Genomic DNA, 19,214 nt, shown 5'->3' on the forward strand with positions numbered 1-19,214 from the left:
TCGGCTCATTCGACGATCCGCGCGAGCCGCACGATCGTCTCGACCTGCGTCGCGACCGCGTCCGGAATCGGGATCTCGCCGCGCATCACGGCGTCGGTCCACGCGGCCGTCGTCGCCGCGTCGCGCGACGCGGGCAGCTCGACGGGCGGCGCGTCGGGCGACGAGCGCACCGGTTCGACGACCGTCTCGCACCGGCCGTCGTGCAGCCAGTCGACCTGCACCTGGCGGCGCGTGTCGGCGACCGCCTCGCCCTCGGTGCCGCGCGCGAGCAAAGCGCCGCCCGCGCCGGCCGCCGGGTGTTCGCGGAACAGCTCGACGAGGCTGTCGCGATACGGCGGATGCGTGTAGTTCACGAGCCGCAGCCCGGCGGGCTCGAACGGCTGCAGCAGCTTGACGACCGTGTGCGTCGAGTTGCGCACGCCGAGCACGCGCCGCAGCGCGAGGAGCCGCGCGAGCTTCGGCGCGAGCACGTCGATCGGCGCGAACGCGGCGCGGCGCTCGGCGAGCGTGTCCTCGATTTCGTCGTGCGACCCGCCGGGCGCAATCGCCAGCTCGGTGAAGATCTCCGCGCTCGTCACGCGGCCCGGGTCTTCCGTCACGCCGTGCACGAGCACCGGCACGCCCTCGCGCGCGAGCAGCAGCGCGAGCAGCGGCACGAGATTCGGCTGCCTGCGCGCGCCGTTGTAGCTCGGGATCGATACCGTGTGGAACGCGGCGTCCTGCACGTGCAGCGGCTCGAACGACGCCTGCGCGGCGGCGAGCATCGCCGCGAGCTCGGCGGCCGTCTCGCCCTTGAGCCGGTACGCGATCAGGATCGCGCCGAGCTCGACGTCGGATACGTGCCCGTCGAGCATCGCGCGGTAGAGCGCCAACGCGTCGTCGTACGGCAGCGCGCGTGCGCCGTTCGGTCCGCGCCCGATCTCCTTGATGAAGCGGGCGCACGGGAAGTGGTCGGGCAGGGCGGCGTTGGCGTCGGTTTCGGTCATCGAGGGGAAGGGGCCGCGGCCGTCGCGGTTTCGGCGATCAGGCGGCGCAGCTCGGGTATGCAGGAACCACACTGAGTACCGCATTTGAGCCGTTCTTGCAAGTTCGCGAGCCGCTCGCCGGGCGCCGCGGACGGCGCATCGGCCGTCAGCACGGCGTCGATCTCGCGCTCGCTCACGCCCACGCAGTTGCAGATCGTGCGGCCGCGCGCGGGCGCCGTTTGCAGCGGCACGCGGCCCGCGAACAGCAGCAGGCGGCCGAGCGCGCCGACGCCCGCGCCGCTCTCGACGTACTCGCGCAGCGCGGCCGCGCCGTCCTCGGTCGCGCCCGCCGCGCCGGCGACCGAGAACGCGACGAGCGCGCCGTCGACGATTCGCACGCGCCGGCCGGTGCCGCGCCGCGCGTCGCCGTAGCTCATCACGTCGGCCGCTTGCGCGGGCAATTCGAAGAGCGCCTCGATTTCGCGTTGCAGCTCGGCGGGCGCGGGCTCGTACGCGGCGACGCGCCACGCGAGCCCCGTGTAGCCGTCGGTGCCGAACGGCACGCAGCTCGCATACGGGAAGCGCGCGAAGAACGCGCGCGCGGCCCGCTGGCGAGCGAGCATCGCGTCGGCCGGCACGCGCGCGGCGATCAGCCAGCGCCACGGCAGGTCGGCCTTCAGCAGCTTGATCGCCGCGTGCTTGAGCTCGGGCTGCTGCGAGTACGGATCGCGCGCGGGCGTCGTGAGCGCGTTGATGCCCATCGCCGCGCGATTGCCCGCGACGCCCGACACGTATTCGTCGCCCCAGTGCATCGGCGCGAACGCCTGACCGGGGACGATCGCGTCGTCGGCGCGCGCGGGCAGGAGCGCGCTGCCGCGCCGCGACGTCAGATGGACGAAGTCGTGCGGGCCGAGCGCGAGCCGGGCGCAATCGCCGGGATTGAGCTCGACGCAAGGCTGCGGCGCGTGTGCGAACAGTTTCGCGACCGAGCCGGTGCGGCTGCCGCCGTGCCATTGGTCGCGCAGGCGGCCCGTCGTCAGCGCGAAGCGGTAGCGCGCGTCGAGCGCCTCGGCGACCGGCTGATACGGCGCGGGCACGAAGCGCGCGCGGCCGTCGGCGGTCGGAAAGCGGCCGTCCGCGTACAGGCGCGCGAGCCCGCGCTCGGCGCCCGCCGGAAACGGCCATTGCTGCGGGCCGTCGCGCGCGAGCAGCGGCCACGACAGCCCGCCGATGTCGCAATCGCGGCCGACCGTCGTCGCGCGGTGTTCGTTCCACACGGCTTCGGCGTGCGCATGCGCAAAGAGGGTCGGGCGGCCGGGCGCGAGCCGCGCTTCGAGCCGGCGGCCCACGTCGGCGGCGATTTGCCAGTCGGCGCGCGCGTCGCCGTACGGCTGCGTCGCCGCGCGCACGCGTGAAATGCGCCGCTCGGAGTTCGTCACCGTGCCTTCCTTCTCGCCCCACGTGGCCGCGGGCAGCAGCACGTCGGCGTAAGGCGCGGTGCCCGTGTGCGCGTACGCGTCCTGCAGCACGACGAACTCCGCGCGTTCGAGCCCCGCGCGCGCGACCGTCTGGCTCGGGATCGAGTGCGCGGGGTTCGTGCAGACGATCCAGACCGCCTTCAGCGTGCCCTCGGCGAGCCGCTCGAACATCTCGACCGCGGTGAGGCCCGGCTTCGCCGGCAGATCGGGCACGCCCCAGAGGCGCGCGATTTCCGCGCGGTCGGCCGGGTTCGCGAGATCGCGGTGCGCGGACGCGAGCGTCGCCATGCCGCCCACCTCGCGGCCGCCCATCGCGTTCGGCTGGCCCGTCAGCGAGAACGGCCCCGCGCCCGGCTTGCCGATCTGGCCCGTCGCGAGATGCAGGTTGATGAGCGCGACGTTCTTCGTCGTGCCGGTCGCCGACTGGTTGAGCCCCTGGCAGTACAGCGACAGCGACGGCCCCGCGCCGAACCAGCGCGCGGCCTGCACGATGTCGTCCGCGCGCAGCCCGCAAACCTGCGCGGCCGCGGCGGGCGTCGCGTCGCGCACCGAGTCGCGCAATGCGTCGAAGCCTTGCGTGTGCGCGCCGATGAACGCGGAATCGAGCGCGCCGTCCCAGATCAGCACGTGCAGCATCGCGTTGAACAGCATCGTGTCGGTGCCGGGCTGCAGCGCGAGATGCAGCGTCGCGTCGCTCGCCGAATCGGTGCGGCGCGGATCGGCGACGATCACCTTCATCTGCGGATTGCGCGCGCGCGCGGCTTCGAGCCGCCGGTACAGGATCGGATGCGCGTACGCGGGATTCGCGCCCGCGATCAGCACGGTGCCCGCATGATCGAGGTCCTCGTAGCTGCACGGCGGCGCGTCTGCGCCGAGCGTCTTCTTGTAGCCGACGACGGCCGAGCTCATGCAAAGGCGCGAGTTCGAATCGATGTTGTTCGTGCCGACGAGCCCCTTCGCGAGCTTGTTGAAGACGTAGTAGTCCTCGGTCAGCAGCTGGCCGGAGATGTAGAAGCCGACCGCGTCCGGCCCGTGCTGCTCGACGATGCGCGCGAAGCGCAGCGCGACGTGATCGAGCGCGTCGTCCCACGACACGCGCGTGCGCGCCGCGTCGCGCGACAGGCGCAGCTCGGGATGCGTCGCGCGCGTCTGCGCGTAGCGCTCGGGCGTCGCCGTCAGATGCAGCGTGCTGCCCTTCGAGCACAGGCGCCCGAAGTTCGCCGGATGCTCGGGGTCGCCGCGCACGCCGACGATCCGGTCGCGGCCGTCGGCGTCGCGCCGGGTCTCGATCACGACGCCGCAGCCGACGCCGCAATAGCAGCACGTCGAGCGCGTTTCGCGCACGGCGTCGGGCGTGTCTTGCGCGGCGGGCTGCGCGAGCGTCTCGATCGTCATGCGGCGGCGCCCGGCGACACGAGCGCGACCGGCTGCGGCGCGCTGTCGATGCCGAGCGTCGCGAGCTCGGCGCGATCGAGCAGCACCGCGTCGCCGTCGCGCTTCACGCTGAAGACGGTCGTGCAGCCGTCGTCGGGCGGCAGCGCGCAGCCGCTCGCGAACGCGAGGTTCAGGCCGTGCAGCGGACACGTGACCTGCTCGCCGTGGACGATGCCTTGCGACAGCGGGCCGCCCTTGTGCGGGCAGCGGTCGAGCAGCGCGAACACCGCGTCGCTCGCGGTGCGAAAGAGGGCGATCGGCGCGCCGGCGTCACGCGTGAGAACGCGTGCGCCGAGCGGCGGGATGTCGTCGAGCCGGCAGACGGCGATCCATTCGGGTTGCGTGGCGGACATGATTCGAATTCCTTGCTGATTGACTGGGCTCGGATGCGGCGCGATGCGCGGCGTCTCACGCATCGGCGGGCGCGACCGCGATCGGGATGAACTGGCGCAGATCGACCCGCGCGTCGTTCGTGTCGTGCCACGGATCGGGCTCGTCCTTCAACGCGAACTGCAGGCGCTCCCAGAGCGCGCGGCGGTTGTCGGCGTCGTCGAGCACGCGCGCCTTCACGTGATCGATGCCGACGCGCTCGAGATAGTGCACGGTGCGCTCGAGATACCAGCCTTCCTCGCGATAGAGCTGCAGGAACGCACCCGCGTATTCGAGCACTTCCTCGTGCGTCTTCACCTTGCAGAAGAACTGCGCGACCTCGGTCTTGATGCCGCCGTTGCCGCCGACATAGATCTCCCAGCCCGAATCGACGCCGATCACGCCGACGTCCTTGATCCCCGATTCCGCGCAGTTGCGCGGGCAGCCGGACACCGCGAGCTTCACCTTGTGCGGCGCGTACATCCGCCACAGCGCGCGTTCGAGCTGCTGGCCCATCAGCGTCGAATCCTGCGTGCCGAAGCGGCACCATTCGGAGCCGACGCAGGTCTTCACCGTGCGCAGCGCCTTCGCGTACGCGTGGCCGCTCGGCATGCCGAGATCGCGCCACACGCCGGGCAGATCCTCCTTCTTCACGCCGAGCAGGTCGATGCGCTGCCCGCCCGTCACCTTGACGGTCGGGATCGCGTACTTGTCGACGACGTCCGCGATCCGGCGCAGCTCGCTAGCGGTCGTCACGCCGCCCCACATCCGCGGCACGACCGAATACGTGCCGTCCTTCTGGATGTTCGCGTGCGCGCGTTCGTTGATGAAGCGCGACTGCGGATCGTCCTTCGCGTCGTGCGGCGAGGTGCTGATGCAGTAATAGTTGAGCGCCGGGCGGCAGCTCGCGCAGCCGTTCGGCGTGCGCCATTCGAGAAAGCGCATCGCGTCGGGCACCGACAGCAGCTTGTGCTCGCGAATCGCCGTGCGTACTTCGGCATGCGTATGATCGGTGCAGCCGCATATGGGCTTCGCCTTCGGCGACGCCGAGTAGTCGCCGCCCAGCGTCGACATCAGGATCTGCTCGACCAGGCCCGTGCACGAGCCGCACGATGCGGACGCCTTCGTGTGCTTGCGCACGTCGTCGAGCGTGAAGAGGCCCTTTTCCTTGATCGCCGAGACGATCGTGCCCTTGCACACGCCGTTGCAGCCGCACACCTCGGCGTCGTCGGCCATCGACATCGCGCGCGTCGCGCCGCTGTGGCCGGTGTCGCCCAGGCTCGTTTCGCCGAACATCAGCGTGTCGCGGATGTCGGCGATGTTGCGGCCTTCGCGCAGCAGCCTGAAGTACCACGCGCCGTCCGCCGTGTCGCCGTACAGGCACGCGCCGACGATCTTGTCGTCCTTGACCACGAGCTTCTTGTAGACGCCCGCGATCGGGTCCGACAACGTGATGTCTTCCGTGTCGCCGCCGCCGAGGAAGTCGCCCGCGGAGAAGAGATCGATGCCCGTGACCTTGAGCTTCGTCGACGTGACCGAGCCGGCGTAGCGCCCGATGCCGAACTGCGCGAGATGGTTCGCCGCGACCTTCGCCTGCTCGAAGAGGGGCGCGACGAGGCCGTACGCGATGCCGCGATGGCTCACGCATTCGCCGACCGCGTAGATGCGCGGGTCGTAGGTCTGCATCGTGTCGCTGACGACGATCCCGCGGTTGCAATAGAGCCCCGCGCTTTCGGCGAGCGCCGTGTTCGGGCGGATGCCGACCGCCATCACGACGAGGTCGGCCTTGCATTCGCCGCCGTCCTTGAAGCGCACCGCGCGCACGCGGCCGCTTTCGTCGCCGACGAGCGCCTGCGTTTCCTTCGGCATCAGAAACGTCAGGCCGCGCGCCTCGAGCGACGCGCGCAACAGGCTGCCCGCGGTCGCGTCGAGCTGGCGCTCGAGCAGCGTCGGCGCGAGGTGAACGACCGTCACGTCCATCCCGCGCAGCTTCAGGCCGTTCGCCGCTTCGAGGCCGAGCAGGCCGCCGCCGATCACCATCGCGTGCGTGTGCCGTGCGGCGGCGTCGATCATCGCCTGCGTGTCGGCGATGTCGCGATAGCCGAGCACGCCGTCGAGATCCGCGCCCGGGATCGGCAGCATGAACGGATTCGAGCCGGTCGCGAGCAGCAGCCGGTCGTACGCGGCCTCGGTGCCGTCCTCGGCGATCACGGCGCGCTTCACGCGATCGATCTTCACGATCTTCTTGCCGACGTGGAGCGTGATGCCGTGCGATTCGTACCACGCGTAATCGTTGAGGACGATCTGCTCGAGCGTCTGCTCGCCCGCGAGCACGGGCGACAGCAGAATCCGGTTGTAGTTCGGATGCGGCTCGGCGCCGAACACCGTTATGTCATACAGATCGGGCGCCAGCTTGAGCAATTCTTCGAGCGTGCGCACTCCGGCCATGCCGTTGCCGACCATCACCAGCTTCATCTTCCGCATCGGGGATCTCCTGACTGGGCCGCTTGTCGTGGGGGCCCGTGATCGATTCACGGAAAATAGCAATCGCCATGCCACTTTTTATTTGGCCGCTATTTAAAAGGAAGGCGGGGGATCGGGCGGCGATCGCGCGCGTGCGCGTGGTGCGCCGGCGCACGGCTGGCGAGCCGTTTCGCACGCGAAGCGTGCATCGCGGCGGCGACGCACCAGCAAAGTGCCGCCGGATCGGCGGCGCGAAACCGGCGCGGCGCGAGCCGCGTTACACTTTCGGCCGTTGCCGCGGCGTTCGGCTCGACGACGCCGGCGGGCGCCCGCAACGCGGCGGCGCGTTGCCCGCCGCCCGTCGCGCGCGAACGCCGGCGAGAAGATCGACGATCGAGACTATGAGGGACACTGATGAAGCTCTATAGCTATTTCCGCAGTTCGGCGGCGTTTCGCGTGCGTATCGCGCTGCATCTGAAGAAGCTGCCGTTCGACTACGTGCCGGTGCATCTGCTGCGCGACGGCGGCCAGCAATTGACGGACGAATATCGCGCGCTCAACCCCGACGCGCTCGTGCCGACGCTCATCGACGGCGATTCGCCGCTGCAGCAGTCGCTCGCGATCGTCGAATATCTCGACGAAGCGTATCCGGACGTGCCGCTGCTGCCGAAGGCGCCCGTCGACCGCGCGTACGTGCGCGCGATCGCGCTGCAGGTCGCCTGCGAGATTCACCCGCTCAACAATCTGCGCGTGCTGAAGTACCTGAAGCACACGCTGAAGGTCGACGACTACGCGAAGGACGCGTGGTATCGCCACTGGATCGAGGACGGCTTCAAGACGCTCGAGGCGCGTCTTTCGAGCGACCCGCGCACGGGCAAGCTGTGCTTCGGCGATACGCCGACGCTCGCCGATCTCTGCATCGTGCCGCAGGTGTTCAATGCGCAGCGCTTCTCGATCGGCCTCGAGCGGTTCCCGACGATTCGGCGCATCCACGATCACGCGATGACGCTCGACGCTTTCAGGGCGGCCGCGCCCGCCGCGCAGCCGGACGCCGAGTGAGCGCGGCGTCGGCCGCGCGCCCATGAAAAACGGGCGCCTCGGGGCGCCCGTTTCGTTGCGTGGCGGGCCGGTCGCCGGAATGGCGACCGGCTGGCGCCGCGCGGCGCGGATTAGCCGAGCAGTGCGTCCGCGAATTCCGCCGCGCTGAACGGCTGCAGATCCTCGACCTTCTCGCCGATGCCGATGAAATACACCGGAATCGGCCGCTGCCGCGCGATCGCGGCGAGGATGCCGCCCTTCGCGGTGCCGTCGAGCTTCGTGACGATGAGGCCCGTGAGGCCGAGCGCGTCGTCGAACGCCTTCACCTGCGTGAGTGCGTTCTGGCCCGTGTTCGCGTCGATCACGAGCAGCACCTCGTGCGGCGCGCCGTCGTGCGCCTTGCCGATCACGCGCTTCACCTTCCGGAGCTCCTCCATCAGATGCAGCTGCGTCGGCAGGCGGCCCGCGGTGTCGGCCATCATCACGTCGATGTTGCGCGCGCGCGCGGCGCTGACCGCGTCGAAGATCACCGCGGCCGGGTCGCCGCTCTCCTGCTGGACCACCGTCACGTTGTTGCGCTCGCCCCAGATCGCGAGCTGTTCGCGCGCGGCCGCGCGGAACGTGTCGCCCGCCGCGAGCATCACCGACTGGTCGAAGCTCTGCAGATGCTTCGCGAGCTTGCCGATGCTCGTCGTCTTGCCCGCGCCGTTCACGCCCGCGATCATCATCACGAGCGGCTGCGCGCGCCCGAGTACGAGCGACTTCTCGAGCGGCTCCAGCAGATCGACGAGCAGGCCGCGCAGCGCGTCCTTCACCTGCTGCGGATCGGTGAGGCGGCCCGTGCGCACCTTTTCGCGCAGCGCGCCGAGCAGATGCTCGGTCGCGTCGACGCCGGCATCCGACATCAGCAGCGCCGTTTCGAGCTCCTCGTAGAGCGCCTCGTCGATCTTCGTGTTGACGAACACGTTCGTGATGCTCGAGCTCGTCTTCGAGAGGCCGGACTTCAGCCGCGCGAGCCACGATTTCTTCGCGGTCGGCTCGGGCGCGGGCGGCGGCACGATCTCGACCGTCTCGACGACGCCGTCGCGGCCGTTCGCCGACGGCGTGACCGTCATCACGACGGACGGCGCGGGCTCGGCGGCCGCGCGCGCCGGCGCGGCGGCGGGCGGCTGTCGGACCGGCGATTCCGGCGCACTGACGGAAGGGGCGGCAGGCGGCGTTGCGGGCGCGGGCGTCTGTGTCTGTGTGACGGCGCGCGACGGCGCCTCGTCGCGCGGGAGCGCAGCGGCGGGGGCGGCGGGCGCATCGACCCGCGCGGCCTCGGACGCGGCCGGGCCGCCGGTGTCGTCCTGCGGCGCTTCGGGCGCTTGCTGCGGCTCGGCCGGTGCGGCGTCGGGCGCTTTCTTGAATCGTTTGAAGAAGCTGAACATGGTTTCGCTTGCGGAAGAGGCGGCGCGCGGCGCCGGGTGCGCCGGTCGGCAGGGCTTGGTGAGCGAGCCCGGCGGCGCGCGTGCGGCGTGCTCGCGCGCCGGAAACGGGACATTTTATCAGGCGCCGGGGCTTCGCCGCGCGGCAGCGGCATGGCCTGCGCGCCGCTTGTGGTAACGTGCGCGTCATCGCGGCGCATCGCGCCGCTTCCGATCGGTTGATTCCGTTTCCAACGTTTCCGTCACGAATTCTTCGGTATGTCCCGTTCCTCTTCGGCGCGGCCGCCGGCGCAGCGAGCCCCAGCGGCCGGCCGCGGCAAGCCGCACACGATCCGCATCATCGGCGGCGACTGGAAGCGCACGCCGCTTCCGGTGCTCGACCTGGACGGCCTGCGTCCGACGCCCGACCGCGTGCGCGAGACGCTCTTCAACTGGCTCGGCCAGGATCTCGAAGGCCGGCGCTGCCTCGATCTGTTCGCGGGCAGCGGCGCGCTCGGCTTCGAGGCCGCGTCGCGCGGCGCGGCGAGCGTCGTGATGGTCGAGCGCCATCCGCGCGCCGCGCAGCAGCTTCGCGCGCTGAAGGACAAGCTCGCCGCGCGCGCGATCGAGATCGCGGAAGCCGACGCGCTGCGCATCGCCGCGGGCCTCGCGCCGCGCTCGTTCGACATCGTGTTCGTCGATCCGCCGTTCGGCGACGCGGCCGCGTTCGCGCGCGCGCTCGCGCTCGCGCCGGATCTCGTCGCGCCGGGCGGCTATCTGTATGTCGAGACGGGCGCGCAGCTCGATGCGTCCGCGCACGCGTCGCTCGCCGGCTGGCAGGTGACGCGGCACGGCAAGGCAGGCGCCGTCCACTATCATTTGCTGCAACGCGAAAATGATGAATAATGCGCGTTCCAAACGAGGCGCCGCGCGCAGTCGCGACGTGCGCCCATGTCGGCGGCCGCGCGCGACGCGCATGGCCGTGACCCCAATTGGCTCGATGACAGGAGGAGCGACATGGTAGTCGCCGTGTACCCGGGTACGTTCGATCCGCTCACGCGAGGCCACGAGGATCTCGTTCGGCGCGCGTCGAGCATTTTTGATACGCTGGTCGTCGGCGTCGCCGACAGCCGCGCGAAAAAGCCGTTCTTCTCGCTCGAGGAGCGTCTGAAGATCGCCAACGAGGTGCTGGGCCATTACCCGAACGTGAAAGTGATGGGCTTCACCGGGCTCTTGAAGGACTTCGTGCGCGCGAACGACGCGCGCGTGATCGTGCGGGGCCTGCGTGCGGTGTCGGATTTCGAGTACGAGTTTCAGATGGCGGGGATGAACCGCTACCTGCTGCCGGACGTCGAGACGATGTTCATGACGCCGTCGGACCAATACCAGTTCATCTCGGGCACGATCGTGCGCGAGATCGCGCAGTTGGGCGGCGACGTCAGCAAGTTCGTGTTTCCGTCGGTCGAGAAATGGCTGACGGAGAAGGTGGCCGCGATGGCCCAGGAGCCGTCCGCGTGAGCGCCGCGCGCGCGGCAGGCGGCCCGAAGCGGCCGGCCGCGCGCCGGCGGAAGTGAGACCAGTATGGCTTTGATGATTACCGACGAGTGCATCAATTGCGACGTGTGCGAGCCCGAGTGCCCGAACGGCGCGATTTCGATGGGCCCGGAGATCTACGTGATCGATCCGAACAAGTGCACCGAGTGCGTCGGCCATTTCGACGAGCCGCAGTGCCAGCAGGTGTGCCCGGTCGAGTGCATTCCGCGGGACCCGAGTCGTCCCGAGACGAAGGACCAATTGATGGCGAAATATCGCGCGCTGATCGCGGCGGAGAAAAACGGCGCGTGATGCGCCGCGGCGATTGACGGGCGAAGCGCGCCGGCGCGGAAAGGCGGCGGCGGGCTGTCCGCCGCCGTACCGTCGCCGCCATCGGTTTCGCTCGTGTTCGTACGTGTTTGTGCGGTTCGTCGCGAGTCCGCGCCGGCGAGCCGCTACGCGAGCAACTCGCGCAGCGCCGCGACGAGCGTGTCGCACTCGGCGTCGGTGCCGACCGTGATGCGCAGGTGCTGATCGATTCGCGGCAGCTTGAAGTGCCGCACGAAAATCTCCCGCTGCTTCAGTTGCGTGGCAAGCGTCGCCGCATCATGGCGCGGATGGCGCGCGAACACGAAGTTCGCCGCCGACGGCACGACGTCGAAGCCGAGCGCGGCCAGCGCGCCGACGAGCCGCTCGCGGCTCGCGATCACCCGCTTTCGCGTGGCCTGGAACCACGCGTCGTCCTCGTAAGAAGCCTGCGTCGCGGCCTGCGCGAGACGATCGAGCGGGTAGGAGTTGAAGCTGTCCTTCACGCGCGTGAGCGCATCGATCAGCGCGACGTCGCCGAACGCGAAACCGACGCGCATGCCGGCGAGCGAGCGCGCCTTCGACGCGGTATGCACGACGAGCAGGTTCGGGTAGCGGGAGATCAGCGACACGGCCGATTCCGCGCCGAAGTCGACGTACGCCTCGTCGATCACGACGACCGAGCTCGGATTCGCGGCGACGATCCGCTCGATGTCGGAAAGCGGCAGCGCGCGGCCCGTCGGCGCGTTCGGGTTCGGGAACAGCACGCAGCCGGCGTCGTCGAGATAGTCGTCGACGACGATCGAGAAATCGTCGGCGAGCGGCACCGTCTCGCACGCGACGCGATAGAGCCGCGCATAGGTCGGGTAGAAGCTGTATGTGATGTCCGGGAAGCGCAGCGGCTTGTCGTGCCGCAGGAGCGCCTGGAACACGTGCGCGAGCACTTCGTCCGAGCCGTTGCCGGCGAACACCTGCTCGGGCGCGACGCCGTGATGCGCGGCGACCGCCTCGCGCAGCTTGCGCGCGACGGGGTCCGGATAGCGGCGCAGCGCCTCGCCCGTGTCGCCGAGCTCGCGCCGGATCGCGTCGACCGCGCGCGGCGACGGCGGATACGGGTTCTCGTTCGTGTTCAGCTTGACGGGATGCGCGAGCGCCGGCTGCTCGCCCGGCACGTACGGCTCGAGTTGATGGACGATGTCGCTCCAGTAACGGCTCACCACGTGGCTCCTGATGCGGTAAAACAACCAGCTTAACCGATGCGCGCGCGGCGCGAGAAGGCGGGAAGAACGCCCGACTCAGGCGCCGTTGCGATGCAGCTGCATCATCGCGCGCTCGGTCTCGCCCTTGACGACGGTGGGCATCACGGCGAGCGCGCGTTCGATCGCGGCGTCGATCACGTCCTGCTCATCCTTGCGCGGCGGCTTCAGCACGAAGTTCGCGACATCGGGTTTCGCGCCCGCGCGCGCGCTTTCGGGAATCAGGTCGCGCGGATGGCCGATGCCGATCCGCAGCCGCCAGTACTGCTGCGAAGACAGATGCGCGGAGATGTCCTTGAGGCCGTTGTGGCCGCCGCTGCCGCCGCCGAGCTTCAACTTGACCGCGCCGGGCGGCAGGTCGAGCTCGTCGTGCGCGACGAGGATTTCGTTCGGCAGGATCTTGAAGAAATGCGCGAGCGCGACGACCGATTGGCCGGAGCGGTTCATGTACGTCTGCGGCTCGAGCAGATGCACTTCCTCGCCGTGGAGGCGCGCTTTCGCGTAGAAGCCATGAAAGCGCCGCTCGTCGCGCAGCGTCGCGCCGGCTTCGCGCGCGAGCTGGTCGACGAGCCAGAAGCCTGCGTTGTGGCGCGTCGCGGTGTATTCCGCCCCGGGATTGCCGAGGCCGACGATCAGTTTGATCATGATGAACGCTTGCCCGTCAGGGCTCGCCCTGGCGGGCTGCAAAAATGAAAAACCCGCCGGGCAAGCCGCGGCGGGTCGTCGACCGTCGTGCGAAACGGTTCGAAAGGCGGGTTCGAAGGGCGCTTAGGCGGCCGGCGTTTCGCCTTCGCCCGCAGCCGCTTCTTCCGACACGGCGCCAGCCGGGATCGTCGCCGAAGCGACCACCGGGTTTTCCGCGTCGCCGTGCGCGGTCAGCGCGACGCCGTTCGGCAGCGCGATGTCCTTCGCGTGCAGCGACTGGCCTGCTTCGATCTTCGACAGATCGACTTCGAGGAATTCCGGCAGGTCGGCCGGCAGGCACTCGATTTCGATTTCCGTCACGACGTGCGACACGACCGCGCTCGACAGCTTCACGGCCGGGCTCGTTTCCGCGTTCAGGAAGTGCAGCGGCACCTTCGTGTGCAGCTTCTTCTTCGGATCGATGCGCTGGAAGTCCACGTGCAGCACGAGCTGACGGAACGGGTGGTATTGCACGTCACGCAGCAGGACGCGTTGCGACTTGCCGGCCACTTCGAGGTCGAGGATCGACGAGTGGAAGGCTTCCTTCTTCAGCGCGTGCCACAGCGCGTTGTGATCGAGCTCGATCATTTGCGGGGCGGTTTCACCACCGTACACGATACCCGTGGTCTTACCGGCGTTGCGCAGGCGGCGGCTCGCACCCGTACCTTGCTGTTGGCGCTCGAAAGCGACGACTTTCATGTGTTTCTCCATTTGCTGCCCGCGACCAGGCAGTAAAACGGGGCCCCGCGACTGCATGAGGCCCCCGATCGAATGGCCGGGGGTTCGTCGGTCCCGGCCGATTGTGCAAAAAGCGAAGCTCGTCGCTTCGCTTTTGCGCTAAACCACTTTGCGGCGGATCGCTTTACGATTCCGCGAACAGCGACATCACCGAATCGCCGCGGCGAATCCGCGAGAACGTTTCGGCGAGAAGGCCCGCGCTCGACAGCGAGCGGATCTTCGGGCACGAGAGCGATTCGGCGGACAGCGGAATCGTGTCGGTGACGACGAGCTCGTCGAGCGCCGAGGCGGCGATCCGGTCGCCCGCACCGCCCGAGAGCACCGGGTGCGTCGCGTACGCGAACACCTGCTTCGCGCCGCGCTCCTTCAGCACTTGCGCGGCCTTGCAGAGCGTGCCCGCCGTGTCGACCATGTCGTCCATGATCACGCAGGTGCGGCCTTCGACTTCACCGATGATGTTCATCACTTCGGCGACGTTCGCCTTCGGACGGCGCTTGTCGATGATCGCGAGATCGCAGTTCAACTGCTTCGCGAGCGCGCGGGCGCGCACGACGCCGCCGACGTCCGGCGACACGACGAGCAGATCCGAGTAGTTCTGCTTGCGCAGGTCGCCCAGCAGGATCGGCGTCGCGTAGATGTTGTCGACGGGGATGTCGAAGAAGCCTTGAATCTGGTCGGCGTGCAGATCCATCGTGATAATCCGCTCGACGCCGGCGATTTCCAGCATGTTCGCGACGACCTTCGCGGAGATCGCGACGCGCGCCGAACGCGGACGGCGATCCTGGCGCGCATAGCCGAAGTAGGGGATGGCGGCGGTGATCCGGCCTGCGGATGCGCGCTTCAACGCATCGACCATGATCATCAGTTCCATCAGGTTGTCGTTCGTCGGCGCGCACGTGGATTGCAGGACGAAGACGTCCTTGCCGCGCACGTTTTCCTGGATTTCGACCTGGATCTCGCCGTCGGCGAAACGGCTGACCATCGCTTTGCCGAGGGGAATACCAAGAATTTTGACGACTTCCTGAGCAAGCGCGGGATTGGCGTTGCCAGTAAAAACCATCAGGCCGTCATGGCTGCTCATCGTGCACCTGCTTCGGGCTTAGGCGGGAAATGCGGGAAAGAAATTTTGGCAGGGGAGGAAGGACTCGAACCCTCGCATGCCGGAATCAAAATCCGGTGCCTTGACCAACTTGGCGACTCCCCTACACTTAACTTTGAGCTCCACCGGAAGTGTAGGCCATCCGACGGCGCAAAAACTTTATGACGCGAAAGCGAAGAGTGGATGCTCACTCAAGCTCTCGGCAATTGCGCTGTTCCAGCCGGCCGGCAGTTTGGCTTGCGCCGCTTCTGCTTCAGCCTTGCTCCTGAACGCTGAAAACACGCTAGCTCCAGAGCCGGTCATCCGCGCGGGGGTCAGATTATAAAACCATTCGACCACCTTTGCAACTTCCGCGTACTTGCTCGTCACAACTTGCTGCATGTCATTCCGGCCGAAGCTGTCCGGCCATCCTGCGTCGCGGCTTTGCTGTGCAAGAAAGTCCGTAATTGTGATGGGCTTTGAATCCCTTGTCAACGATTTATCGGAGAAAATCGCTGCGGTCGGAACATGAACCCGTGGCGTCACAACCAGGAACCAACGAGCCGGCAATTGTACCTGCTGCAATGCTTCTCCGATACCCTCCGCGAACGCATTTTTGCCGAACACGAAAAAGGGCACGTCGGCGCCGAGCTTCACTGCGAGCGATTGCAGTTCCTCTCGCGGCAAATCGAGTTTCCACAGGCGGTTGAGCGCAAGCAGCGTCGTCGCCGCGTCCGAGCTGCCGCCGCCGAGGCCCGCGCCCATCGGCAGGCGCTTGTCGATCTCGATGTCGACGCCGGCTTCGACGCCCGCGTGCGCCTTCAGCAGCGACGCCGCGCGCACGACGAGATCGGTTTGCTCCGGCACGCCCGGCACGTCGGTTTTGCGTGACACCTTGCCGTCGTCGCGCAGCGTGAAATGCAGCGTGTCGCCCCAGTCGAGCAGCTGGAATACGCTTTGCAGTTCGTGATAGCCGTCCGGGCGGCGGCCCGTGATGTGCAGGAACAGGTTCAGTTTCGCCGGGGCGAGGCAGTCGCGCAGCGAGCGGGTCGTATCGGTCATGCTTGAGGAAACGTTGTCGGGCAAAAGCGCGCGTTCAGCGGTCGAGCACGAGCTTGATGTCGAGCGGCGGCGTTTGCCGCACCAGGTTGATGCGCTTCACGCCGGCGGCGGGCGCATCGGCGTACGCGATGTAATCGATGGTCCAGCCGTCCTGGCGGATCTCCTTGATCCGCGTGCCGTCCTGCGGGTCGCGCACCGTCGTCGCGGGCGTCGCCGGCGCGGGCGTGGGCAGCAGCCAGTAGCGCAGGCCGTCGAGCGGCAGCGCGAAGCCGAGCGCGCGCTGCATCAGCTCGCCGACGTCGGGCGCGTATTGAGGCTGGCGATTCGGCAGTTCGAGCGACGCGCCGCTCGGCGCCGACTTCACGACGGCCAGCGTCTGGCCGAGCGGGCTGCGCAGTTCGAGCGACACGCTCGCGTCTTGCTCCTGCCAATCGAAATTGCCGTAGACGTTGCGCGGATTGCCGAGCTGATCCTGGTACTGGACCGCGAAGCGGCCCGTGTAAGCGCGGTTCTGCTCGGTTTGCAGCGCGTTCGGCGCGATGGAGGCGCTCGCTCGCTCGGGCTGCGTCGCGCAGCCGGCGAGCGCGATGGCGGCCGCCGCGGCGAGGACAAAGCCGCGCGCGGCGTGCGCACGCGACCGGGCAAAACGCGGCGTCGTCATCAAAGTCCGTTCACCTGAAAGCGCTTGAGCGTCTGCACGAGCGTATCGTTGTCGGGCTCGAGCTTCTGCGCGGCGCGCCACGCGGCACGCGCTTCGTCCTGCGCGCCGCTTTTCCACAGCACTTCGCCGAGATGCGCGCCGATTTCCGCGTTCGGCTGCAGGTCGTAAGCGCGCTTCAGGACCTTCGTCGCGCCTGCCGTGTCGCCGAGGCGGTACTTGATCCAGCCGAGGCTGTCCATGATGAACGCGTCGTTCGGCGCGAGCGAGCTGGCCTTCTCGATCAGCTTATCCGCTTCCTGCAGGCGCAGATTGCGATCGGCGAGCGAATAGCCGAGCGCGTTGTATGCCTGCGGATTGTCCGGCTGCGCGCGCATCAGCAGGCGCAACTGCTGCTCCATCATCGTGTACTGGCCGATCTTCTCGCAGGCCATCGCGTAGTCGTAGCGCAGATCGGGATCGTCCGGGTAATCCTCGACCGCCTGCGCGAGCCGGTCCGCAGCTTCCTTGTAGCGCTTCGACGTGAAGAGGATCGACGCGTCGGTGCGCGCGATCACCGCGGCGTCGCGCGGGTCGGACACCTGCAGGTTAGCGAGCAGCTTGCGCGCCTCGTCGACCTTGCCCTGCTTCTGCAGGAGCTGCGCGCGCGTGACCTGCGCGGGCACGTATTGCTGGCTCGATTCGTCGACCTTGTCGAGCCATTGGCCGGCGAGCGCATCGTTGCCCTGGTCGAGCGCGATCTGCGCGAGATAGACGTACGCCTGGCCGACGTCCGCCCCAGGCTTCTTCTGCGCGACCTTCACGTATTGCTTCAGGTACTTGGTCGCGTCGTCGAGGTGCTTCTGCTGGATCTTGATGAGCGCGATCGCCATGAGCGGCGTCGGGTCGCCCGAATCGTTGCGGCGCATCGCGTCGAACTGCTTCTGCGCGTCGTCGAGCCGATCGTCGGCGAGGTAGAGCTGCGCGAGCGCGAGGCGGCCGTCGCGCGATTTCGGATTCTGCTGGACGAACTTCTCGAACGATTCGATCCCGGTCGCGCGCTCGCCCGGACCCATCTGCGACAGCATCAGCGCGGCCGGCAGATAGTCGGGCTTGAGCCGCAGCGCCTCCTTCAGCGATTGCGTCGCGCCGTTCTTGTCGTCGGTCGCGAGCTGCTGGCGCGCGATCGCGATCCGCGCCTCCGGCCGGTTCATATCGTTCTTCAGCAGATCCTGAAGCACCGTCAGGCCGCCGACGCGGTTCGGGCCGCGCGCGAGCAGCGCCTGCAGCGCGATGATCGCTTCGCCGCGGTTCGCGCCCGTCGCGCGCGCGAGCTCCTGCGCGAGCATCGGCTGCGCGTCGGCCGGCTTGCCGCCGAGCACGAGGAGCGCGGCGTCGACCTGCGCGGCGCGGGGCGAATTCGGCGAATACTCGCGCCACAGATTCGCGGCCGTCAGCGCGTCCGCGGGGCTCTGCGCGGCGAGCGCGATCTCGGTTGCGCGCTGGGCCATCCGCGGATCGCGGGTGTCGCGCGCGAGCGCGAGGTAGGTCTGGTAGGCGGGGGCGGGGAGATTGCGTTGCAGCGCGACCTCGGCCGCGAGCACCTGGTAGACGATCTGGCTCGTCAGCGAGACGTTCGGCAGATCCTTCTGCTCTTCCGGCAGCATCGACGCGAACGCGGCCCGAGGGGCGTCGTCGCCTGCGTCGTCCTGCGCGTGAGCGGGGAACGCGGCGAGCGCCCACGCCGCGACGAGCGCGGCGCCGATCGCGCGGCGCACCGGGACGGCGCGCGGGCCGCGCGCAGCGGCAGGGCGCTTCTGGGACAGCTTCGAGGGCAAGGTCATGGAAATCCGTTCAATGTTTCAGCCGATTGTAACGCGCTCGCTACAATACGCGCACCAATGCCATTAGCCAGATAGAGACCCGTAAAACATGCCAGAGTTGCCGGAAGTCGAGGTTACGCGCCGAGGCATCGAGCCGTTCGTCGCCGGGCGACGCGTGAAGCGCGTCGACGTGCGCACCGCGATGCTGCGCTGGCCCGTGCCCGCGGGCTTCGCCGAGATGCTGAAGTCGCGCGAGGTGCTGAGCGTCGAGCGGCGCGGCAAGTACCTGCTGTTCGAAGTCGACGCCGGATGGTTCATCGTCCATCTCGGCATGACAGGCACGCTGCGCGTGCTGCCGAACGACGCGCCGCCGCCCGCGCCCGCGAAGCACGATCACGTCGACTGGATCTTCGACGAGTTCGTGCTGCGCTTTCGCGATCCGCGACGCTTCGGCGCGGTGCTCTGGCATCCGCGCGACGCGGGCGACGTGCATGCGCATCCGCTTCTCGCGAGCCTCGGCGTCGAGCCGTTCTCGGCCGCGTTTACCGGCGAGCTCCTTTACAAGCGCACGCGCGGGCGCAAGGTGGCCGTCAAGCAGGCGCTGCTCGCGGGCGACATCGTCGTCGGCGTCGGCAACATCTATGCGTCCGAGAGCCTCTTTCGCGCCGGCATCCGGCCGACCGCGGCGGCCGGGCGCGTGTCGCTGCCGCGCTACGAGCGCCTCGCCGAGGCCGTGCGCGCGACGCTCGCCGACGCGATCGAGCGCGGCGGCAGCACGCTGCGCGACTTCGTCGGCAGCAACGGCGAAAGCGGCTACTTCCAGCTCGACTGCTTCGTCTACGATCGCGCGGGCGAGCCGTGCCGGGTGTGCGGCTCGCCGATCCGCCAGATCGTCCAGGGTCAGCGGTCCACTTATTTTTGTCCGAATTGCCAGCGTTGAAATA

17 protein-coding genes and 1 tRNA gene are annotated in these 19,214 nt (G+C 68.6%); 5 read left to right on the forward strand and 13 right to left on the reverse strand.

Annotation, left to right across the window (positions count from 1 at the left end; translation table 11 throughout):
* Positions 1-5: 5 nt before the first annotated feature.
* Genes ybiB through nirB form a run of 4 tightly spaced genes read right to left on the reverse strand, consistent with a single transcriptional unit; the run spans position 6 to position 6,730 of the window.
* On the reverse strand, positions 6-986 hold the full coding sequence (gene ybiB, locus WS91_RS16130) for a DNA-binding protein YbiB (protein ID WP_038744469.1): 981 nt from the start codon (positions 984-986) through the stop codon (positions 6-8).
* Complete coding sequence (locus tag WS91_RS16135; protein WP_059670595.1) at positions 983-3,838, reverse strand: nitrate reductase; 2,856 nt, start codon at positions 3,836-3,838, stop codon at positions 983-985. The genes ybiB and WS91_RS16135 overlap by 4 nt, the downstream gene beginning before the upstream one ends.
* A complete protein-coding gene (locus WS91_RS16140) occupies positions 3,835-4,230 on the reverse strand; it encodes a nitrite reductase (NAD(P)H) small subunit (protein WP_059575803.1) in 396 nt (131 codons plus the stop codon). Before WS91_RS16140 ends, WS91_RS16135 begins: the two co-directional genes overlap by 4 nt.
* 55 nt (positions 4,231-4,285) lie before the next feature.
* Complete coding sequence (gene nirB, locus WS91_RS16145; protein WP_059670596.1) at positions 4,286-6,730, reverse strand: nitrite reductase large subunit NirB; 2,445 nt, start codon at positions 6,728-6,730, stop codon at positions 4,286-4,288.
* Between the two features lie 393 nt (positions 6,731-7,123).
* Between nirB and maiA the strand changes: the two genes are divergently transcribed.
* Positions 7,124-7,768: a maleylacetoacetate isomerase gene (gene maiA, locus WS91_RS16155; RefSeq protein ID WP_059670597.1), complete on the forward strand. Its 645-nt coding sequence runs from the start codon at positions 7,124-7,126 to the stop codon at positions 7,766-7,768.
* Between the two features lie 110 nt (positions 7,769-7,878).
* Here maiA and ftsY read toward each other — a convergent pair whose 3' ends face one another.
* Positions 7,879-9,177 (reverse strand): signal recognition particle-docking protein FtsY, encoded by a 1,299-nt coding sequence (gene ftsY, locus WS91_RS16160; protein WP_059670598.1) that lies wholly within the window; start codon positions 9,175-9,177, stop codon positions 7,879-7,881.
* A gap of 255 nt (positions 9,178-9,432) precedes the next feature.
* On the opposite strand from ftsY, the gene rsmD reads away from it, so the two are divergent.
* The 3 genes from rsmD (at position 9,433) to WS91_RS16175 (ending at position 10,998) form a co-directional block, all read left to right on the forward strand.
* The gene (gene rsmD, locus WS91_RS16165; RefSeq protein WP_059575811.1) at positions 9,433-10,059 is read left to right on the forward strand and encodes a 16S rRNA (guanine(966)-N(2))-methyltransferase RsmD; all 627 of its coding nucleotides are present in this window, start codon (positions 9,433-9,435) and stop codon (positions 10,057-10,059) included.
* A gap of 111 nt (positions 10,060-10,170) precedes the next feature.
* Entirely contained in the window at positions 10,171-10,671 is a 501-nt protein-coding gene (gene coaD, locus WS91_RS16170; protein WP_038744460.1) for a pantetheine-phosphate adenylyltransferase, read from the forward strand.
* A gap of 63 nt (positions 10,672-10,734) precedes the next feature.
* On the forward strand, positions 10,735-10,998 hold the full coding sequence (locus tag WS91_RS16175; RefSeq protein WP_038744459.1) for a YfhL family 4Fe-4S dicluster ferredoxin: 264 nt from the start codon (positions 10,735-10,737) through the stop codon (positions 10,996-10,998).
* Positions 10,999-11,141: 143 nt separating this feature from the next.
* Here the strand turns inward: WS91_RS16175 and hisC are convergent, their stop codons facing one another.
* From hisC to WS91_RS16215, 8 genes are all read right to left on the reverse strand, one after another.
* On the reverse strand, positions 11,142-12,209 hold the full coding sequence (gene hisC / locus WS91_RS16180) for a histidinol-phosphate transaminase (RefSeq protein WP_059575889.1): 1,068 nt from the start codon (positions 12,207-12,209) through the stop codon (positions 11,142-11,144).
* Positions 12,210-12,287: 78 nt separating this feature from the next.
* Positions 12,288-12,893, reverse strand: coding sequence for an aminoacyl-tRNA hydrolase (gene pth / locus WS91_RS16185; RefSeq protein ID WP_038744458.1), 606 nt, complete (start codon positions 12,891-12,893; stop codon positions 12,288-12,290).
* Positions 12,894-13,016: 123 nt separating this feature from the next.
* Entirely contained in the window at positions 13,017-13,631 is a 615-nt protein-coding gene (locus tag WS91_RS16190) for a 50S ribosomal protein L25/general stress protein Ctc (RefSeq protein ID WP_038744482.1), read from the reverse strand.
* A 163-nt stretch (positions 13,632-13,794) separates the two neighbouring features.
* Complete coding sequence (locus WS91_RS16195) at positions 13,795-14,751, reverse strand: ribose-phosphate pyrophosphokinase (protein ID WP_059670599.1); 957 nt, start codon at positions 14,749-14,751, stop codon at positions 13,795-13,797.
* 46 nt (positions 14,752-14,797) lie between these two features.
* Positions 14,798-14,874 (reverse strand) — tRNA-Gln (locus WS91_RS16200).
* Between the two features lie 54 nt (positions 14,875-14,928).
* A complete protein-coding gene (ispE, locus tag WS91_RS16205) occupies positions 14,929-15,810 on the reverse strand; it encodes a 4-(cytidine 5'-diphospho)-2-C-methyl-D-erythritol kinase (protein WP_059670600.1) in 882 nt (293 codons plus the stop codon).
* Between the two features lie 34 nt (positions 15,811-15,844).
* Positions 15,845-16,474: a lipoprotein insertase outer membrane protein LolB gene (gene lolB / locus WS91_RS16210; protein ID WP_059575815.1), complete on the reverse strand. Its 630-nt coding sequence runs from the start codon at positions 16,472-16,474 to the stop codon at positions 15,845-15,847.
* Positions 16,471-18,291, reverse strand: coding sequence for a tetratricopeptide repeat protein (locus WS91_RS16215; protein ID WP_059670601.1), 1,821 nt, complete (start codon positions 18,289-18,291; stop codon positions 16,471-16,473). The genes lolB and WS91_RS16215 overlap by 4 nt, the downstream gene beginning before the upstream one ends.
* 88 nt (positions 18,292-18,379) lie before the next feature.
* Here WS91_RS16215 and mutM point away from each other — a divergent pair, with 88 nt between their 5' ends.
* Positions 18,380-19,210 (forward strand): bifunctional DNA-formamidopyrimidine glycosylase/DNA-(apurinic or apyrimidinic site) lyase, encoded by an 831-nt coding sequence (gene mutM / locus WS91_RS16220; protein ID WP_059575816.1) that lies wholly within the window; start codon positions 18,380-18,382, stop codon positions 19,208-19,210.
* Positions 19,211-19,214 lie beyond the last annotated feature (4 nt).

This window comes from Burkholderia sp. MSMB1498, assembly GCF_001526245.1.
GTDB classification, from domain to species: domain Bacteria; phylum Pseudomonadota; class Gammaproteobacteria; order Burkholderiales; family Burkholderiaceae; genus Burkholderia; species Burkholderia savannae.

What these genes read in the sequence shown, in the direction of transcription:
- ybiB (WP_038744469.1), bottom strand. Translation starts at nt 986, where the DNA reads ATGACCGAAACCGACGCCAACGCCGCCCTGCCCGACCACTTCCCGTGC.
- WS91_RS16135 (WP_059670595.1), bottom strand. Translation starts at nt 3,838, where the DNA reads ATGACGATCGAGACGCTCGCGCAGCCCGCCGCGCAAGACACGCCCGAC.
- WS91_RS16140 (WP_059575803.1), bottom strand. Translation starts at nt 4,230, where the DNA reads ATGTCCGCCACGCAACCCGAATGGATCGCCGTCTGCCGGCTCGACGAC.
- nirB (WP_059670596.1), bottom strand. Translation starts at nt 6,730, where the DNA reads ATGCGGAAGATGAAGCTGGTGATGGTCGGCAACGGCATGGCCGGAGTG.
- maiA (WP_059670597.1), top strand. Translation starts at nt 7,124, where the DNA reads ATGAAGCTCTATAGCTATTTCCGCAGTTCGGCGGCGTTTCGCGTGCGT.
- ftsY (WP_059670598.1), bottom strand. Translation starts at nt 9,177, where the DNA reads ATGTTCAGCTTCTTCAAACGATTCAAGAAAGCGCCCGACGCCGCACCG.
- rsmD (WP_059575811.1), top strand. Translation starts at nt 9,433, where the DNA reads ATGTCCCGTTCCTCTTCGGCGCGGCCGCCGGCGCAGCGAGCCCCAGCG.
- coaD (WP_038744460.1), top strand. Translation starts at nt 10,171, where the DNA reads ATGGTAGTCGCCGTGTACCCGGGTACGTTCGATCCGCTCACGCGAGGC.
- WS91_RS16175 (WP_038744459.1), top strand. Translation starts at nt 10,735, where the DNA reads ATGGCTTTGATGATTACCGACGAGTGCATCAATTGCGACGTGTGCGAG.
- pth (WP_038744458.1), bottom strand. Translation starts at nt 12,893, where the DNA reads ATGATCAAACTGATCGTCGGCCTCGGCAATCCCGGGGCGGAATACACC.
- WS91_RS16190 (WP_038744482.1), bottom strand. Translation starts at nt 13,631, where the DNA reads ATGAAAGTCGTCGCTTTCGAGCGCCAACAGCAAGGTACGGGTGCGAGC.
- WS91_RS16195 (WP_059670599.1), bottom strand. Translation starts at nt 14,751, where the DNA reads ATGAGCAGCCATGACGGCCTGATGGTTTTTACTGGCAACGCCAATCCC.
- ispE (WP_059670600.1), bottom strand. Translation starts at nt 15,810, where the DNA reads ATGACCGATACGACCCGCTCGCTGCGCGACTGCCTCGCCCCGGCGAAA.
- WS91_RS16215 (WP_059670601.1), bottom strand. Translation starts at nt 18,291, where the DNA reads ATGACCTTGCCCTCGAAGCTGTCCCAGAAGCGCCCTGCCGCTGCGCGC.
- mutM (WP_059575816.1), top strand. Translation starts at nt 18,380, where the DNA reads ATGCCAGAGTTGCCGGAAGTCGAGGTTACGCGCCGAGGCATCGAGCCG.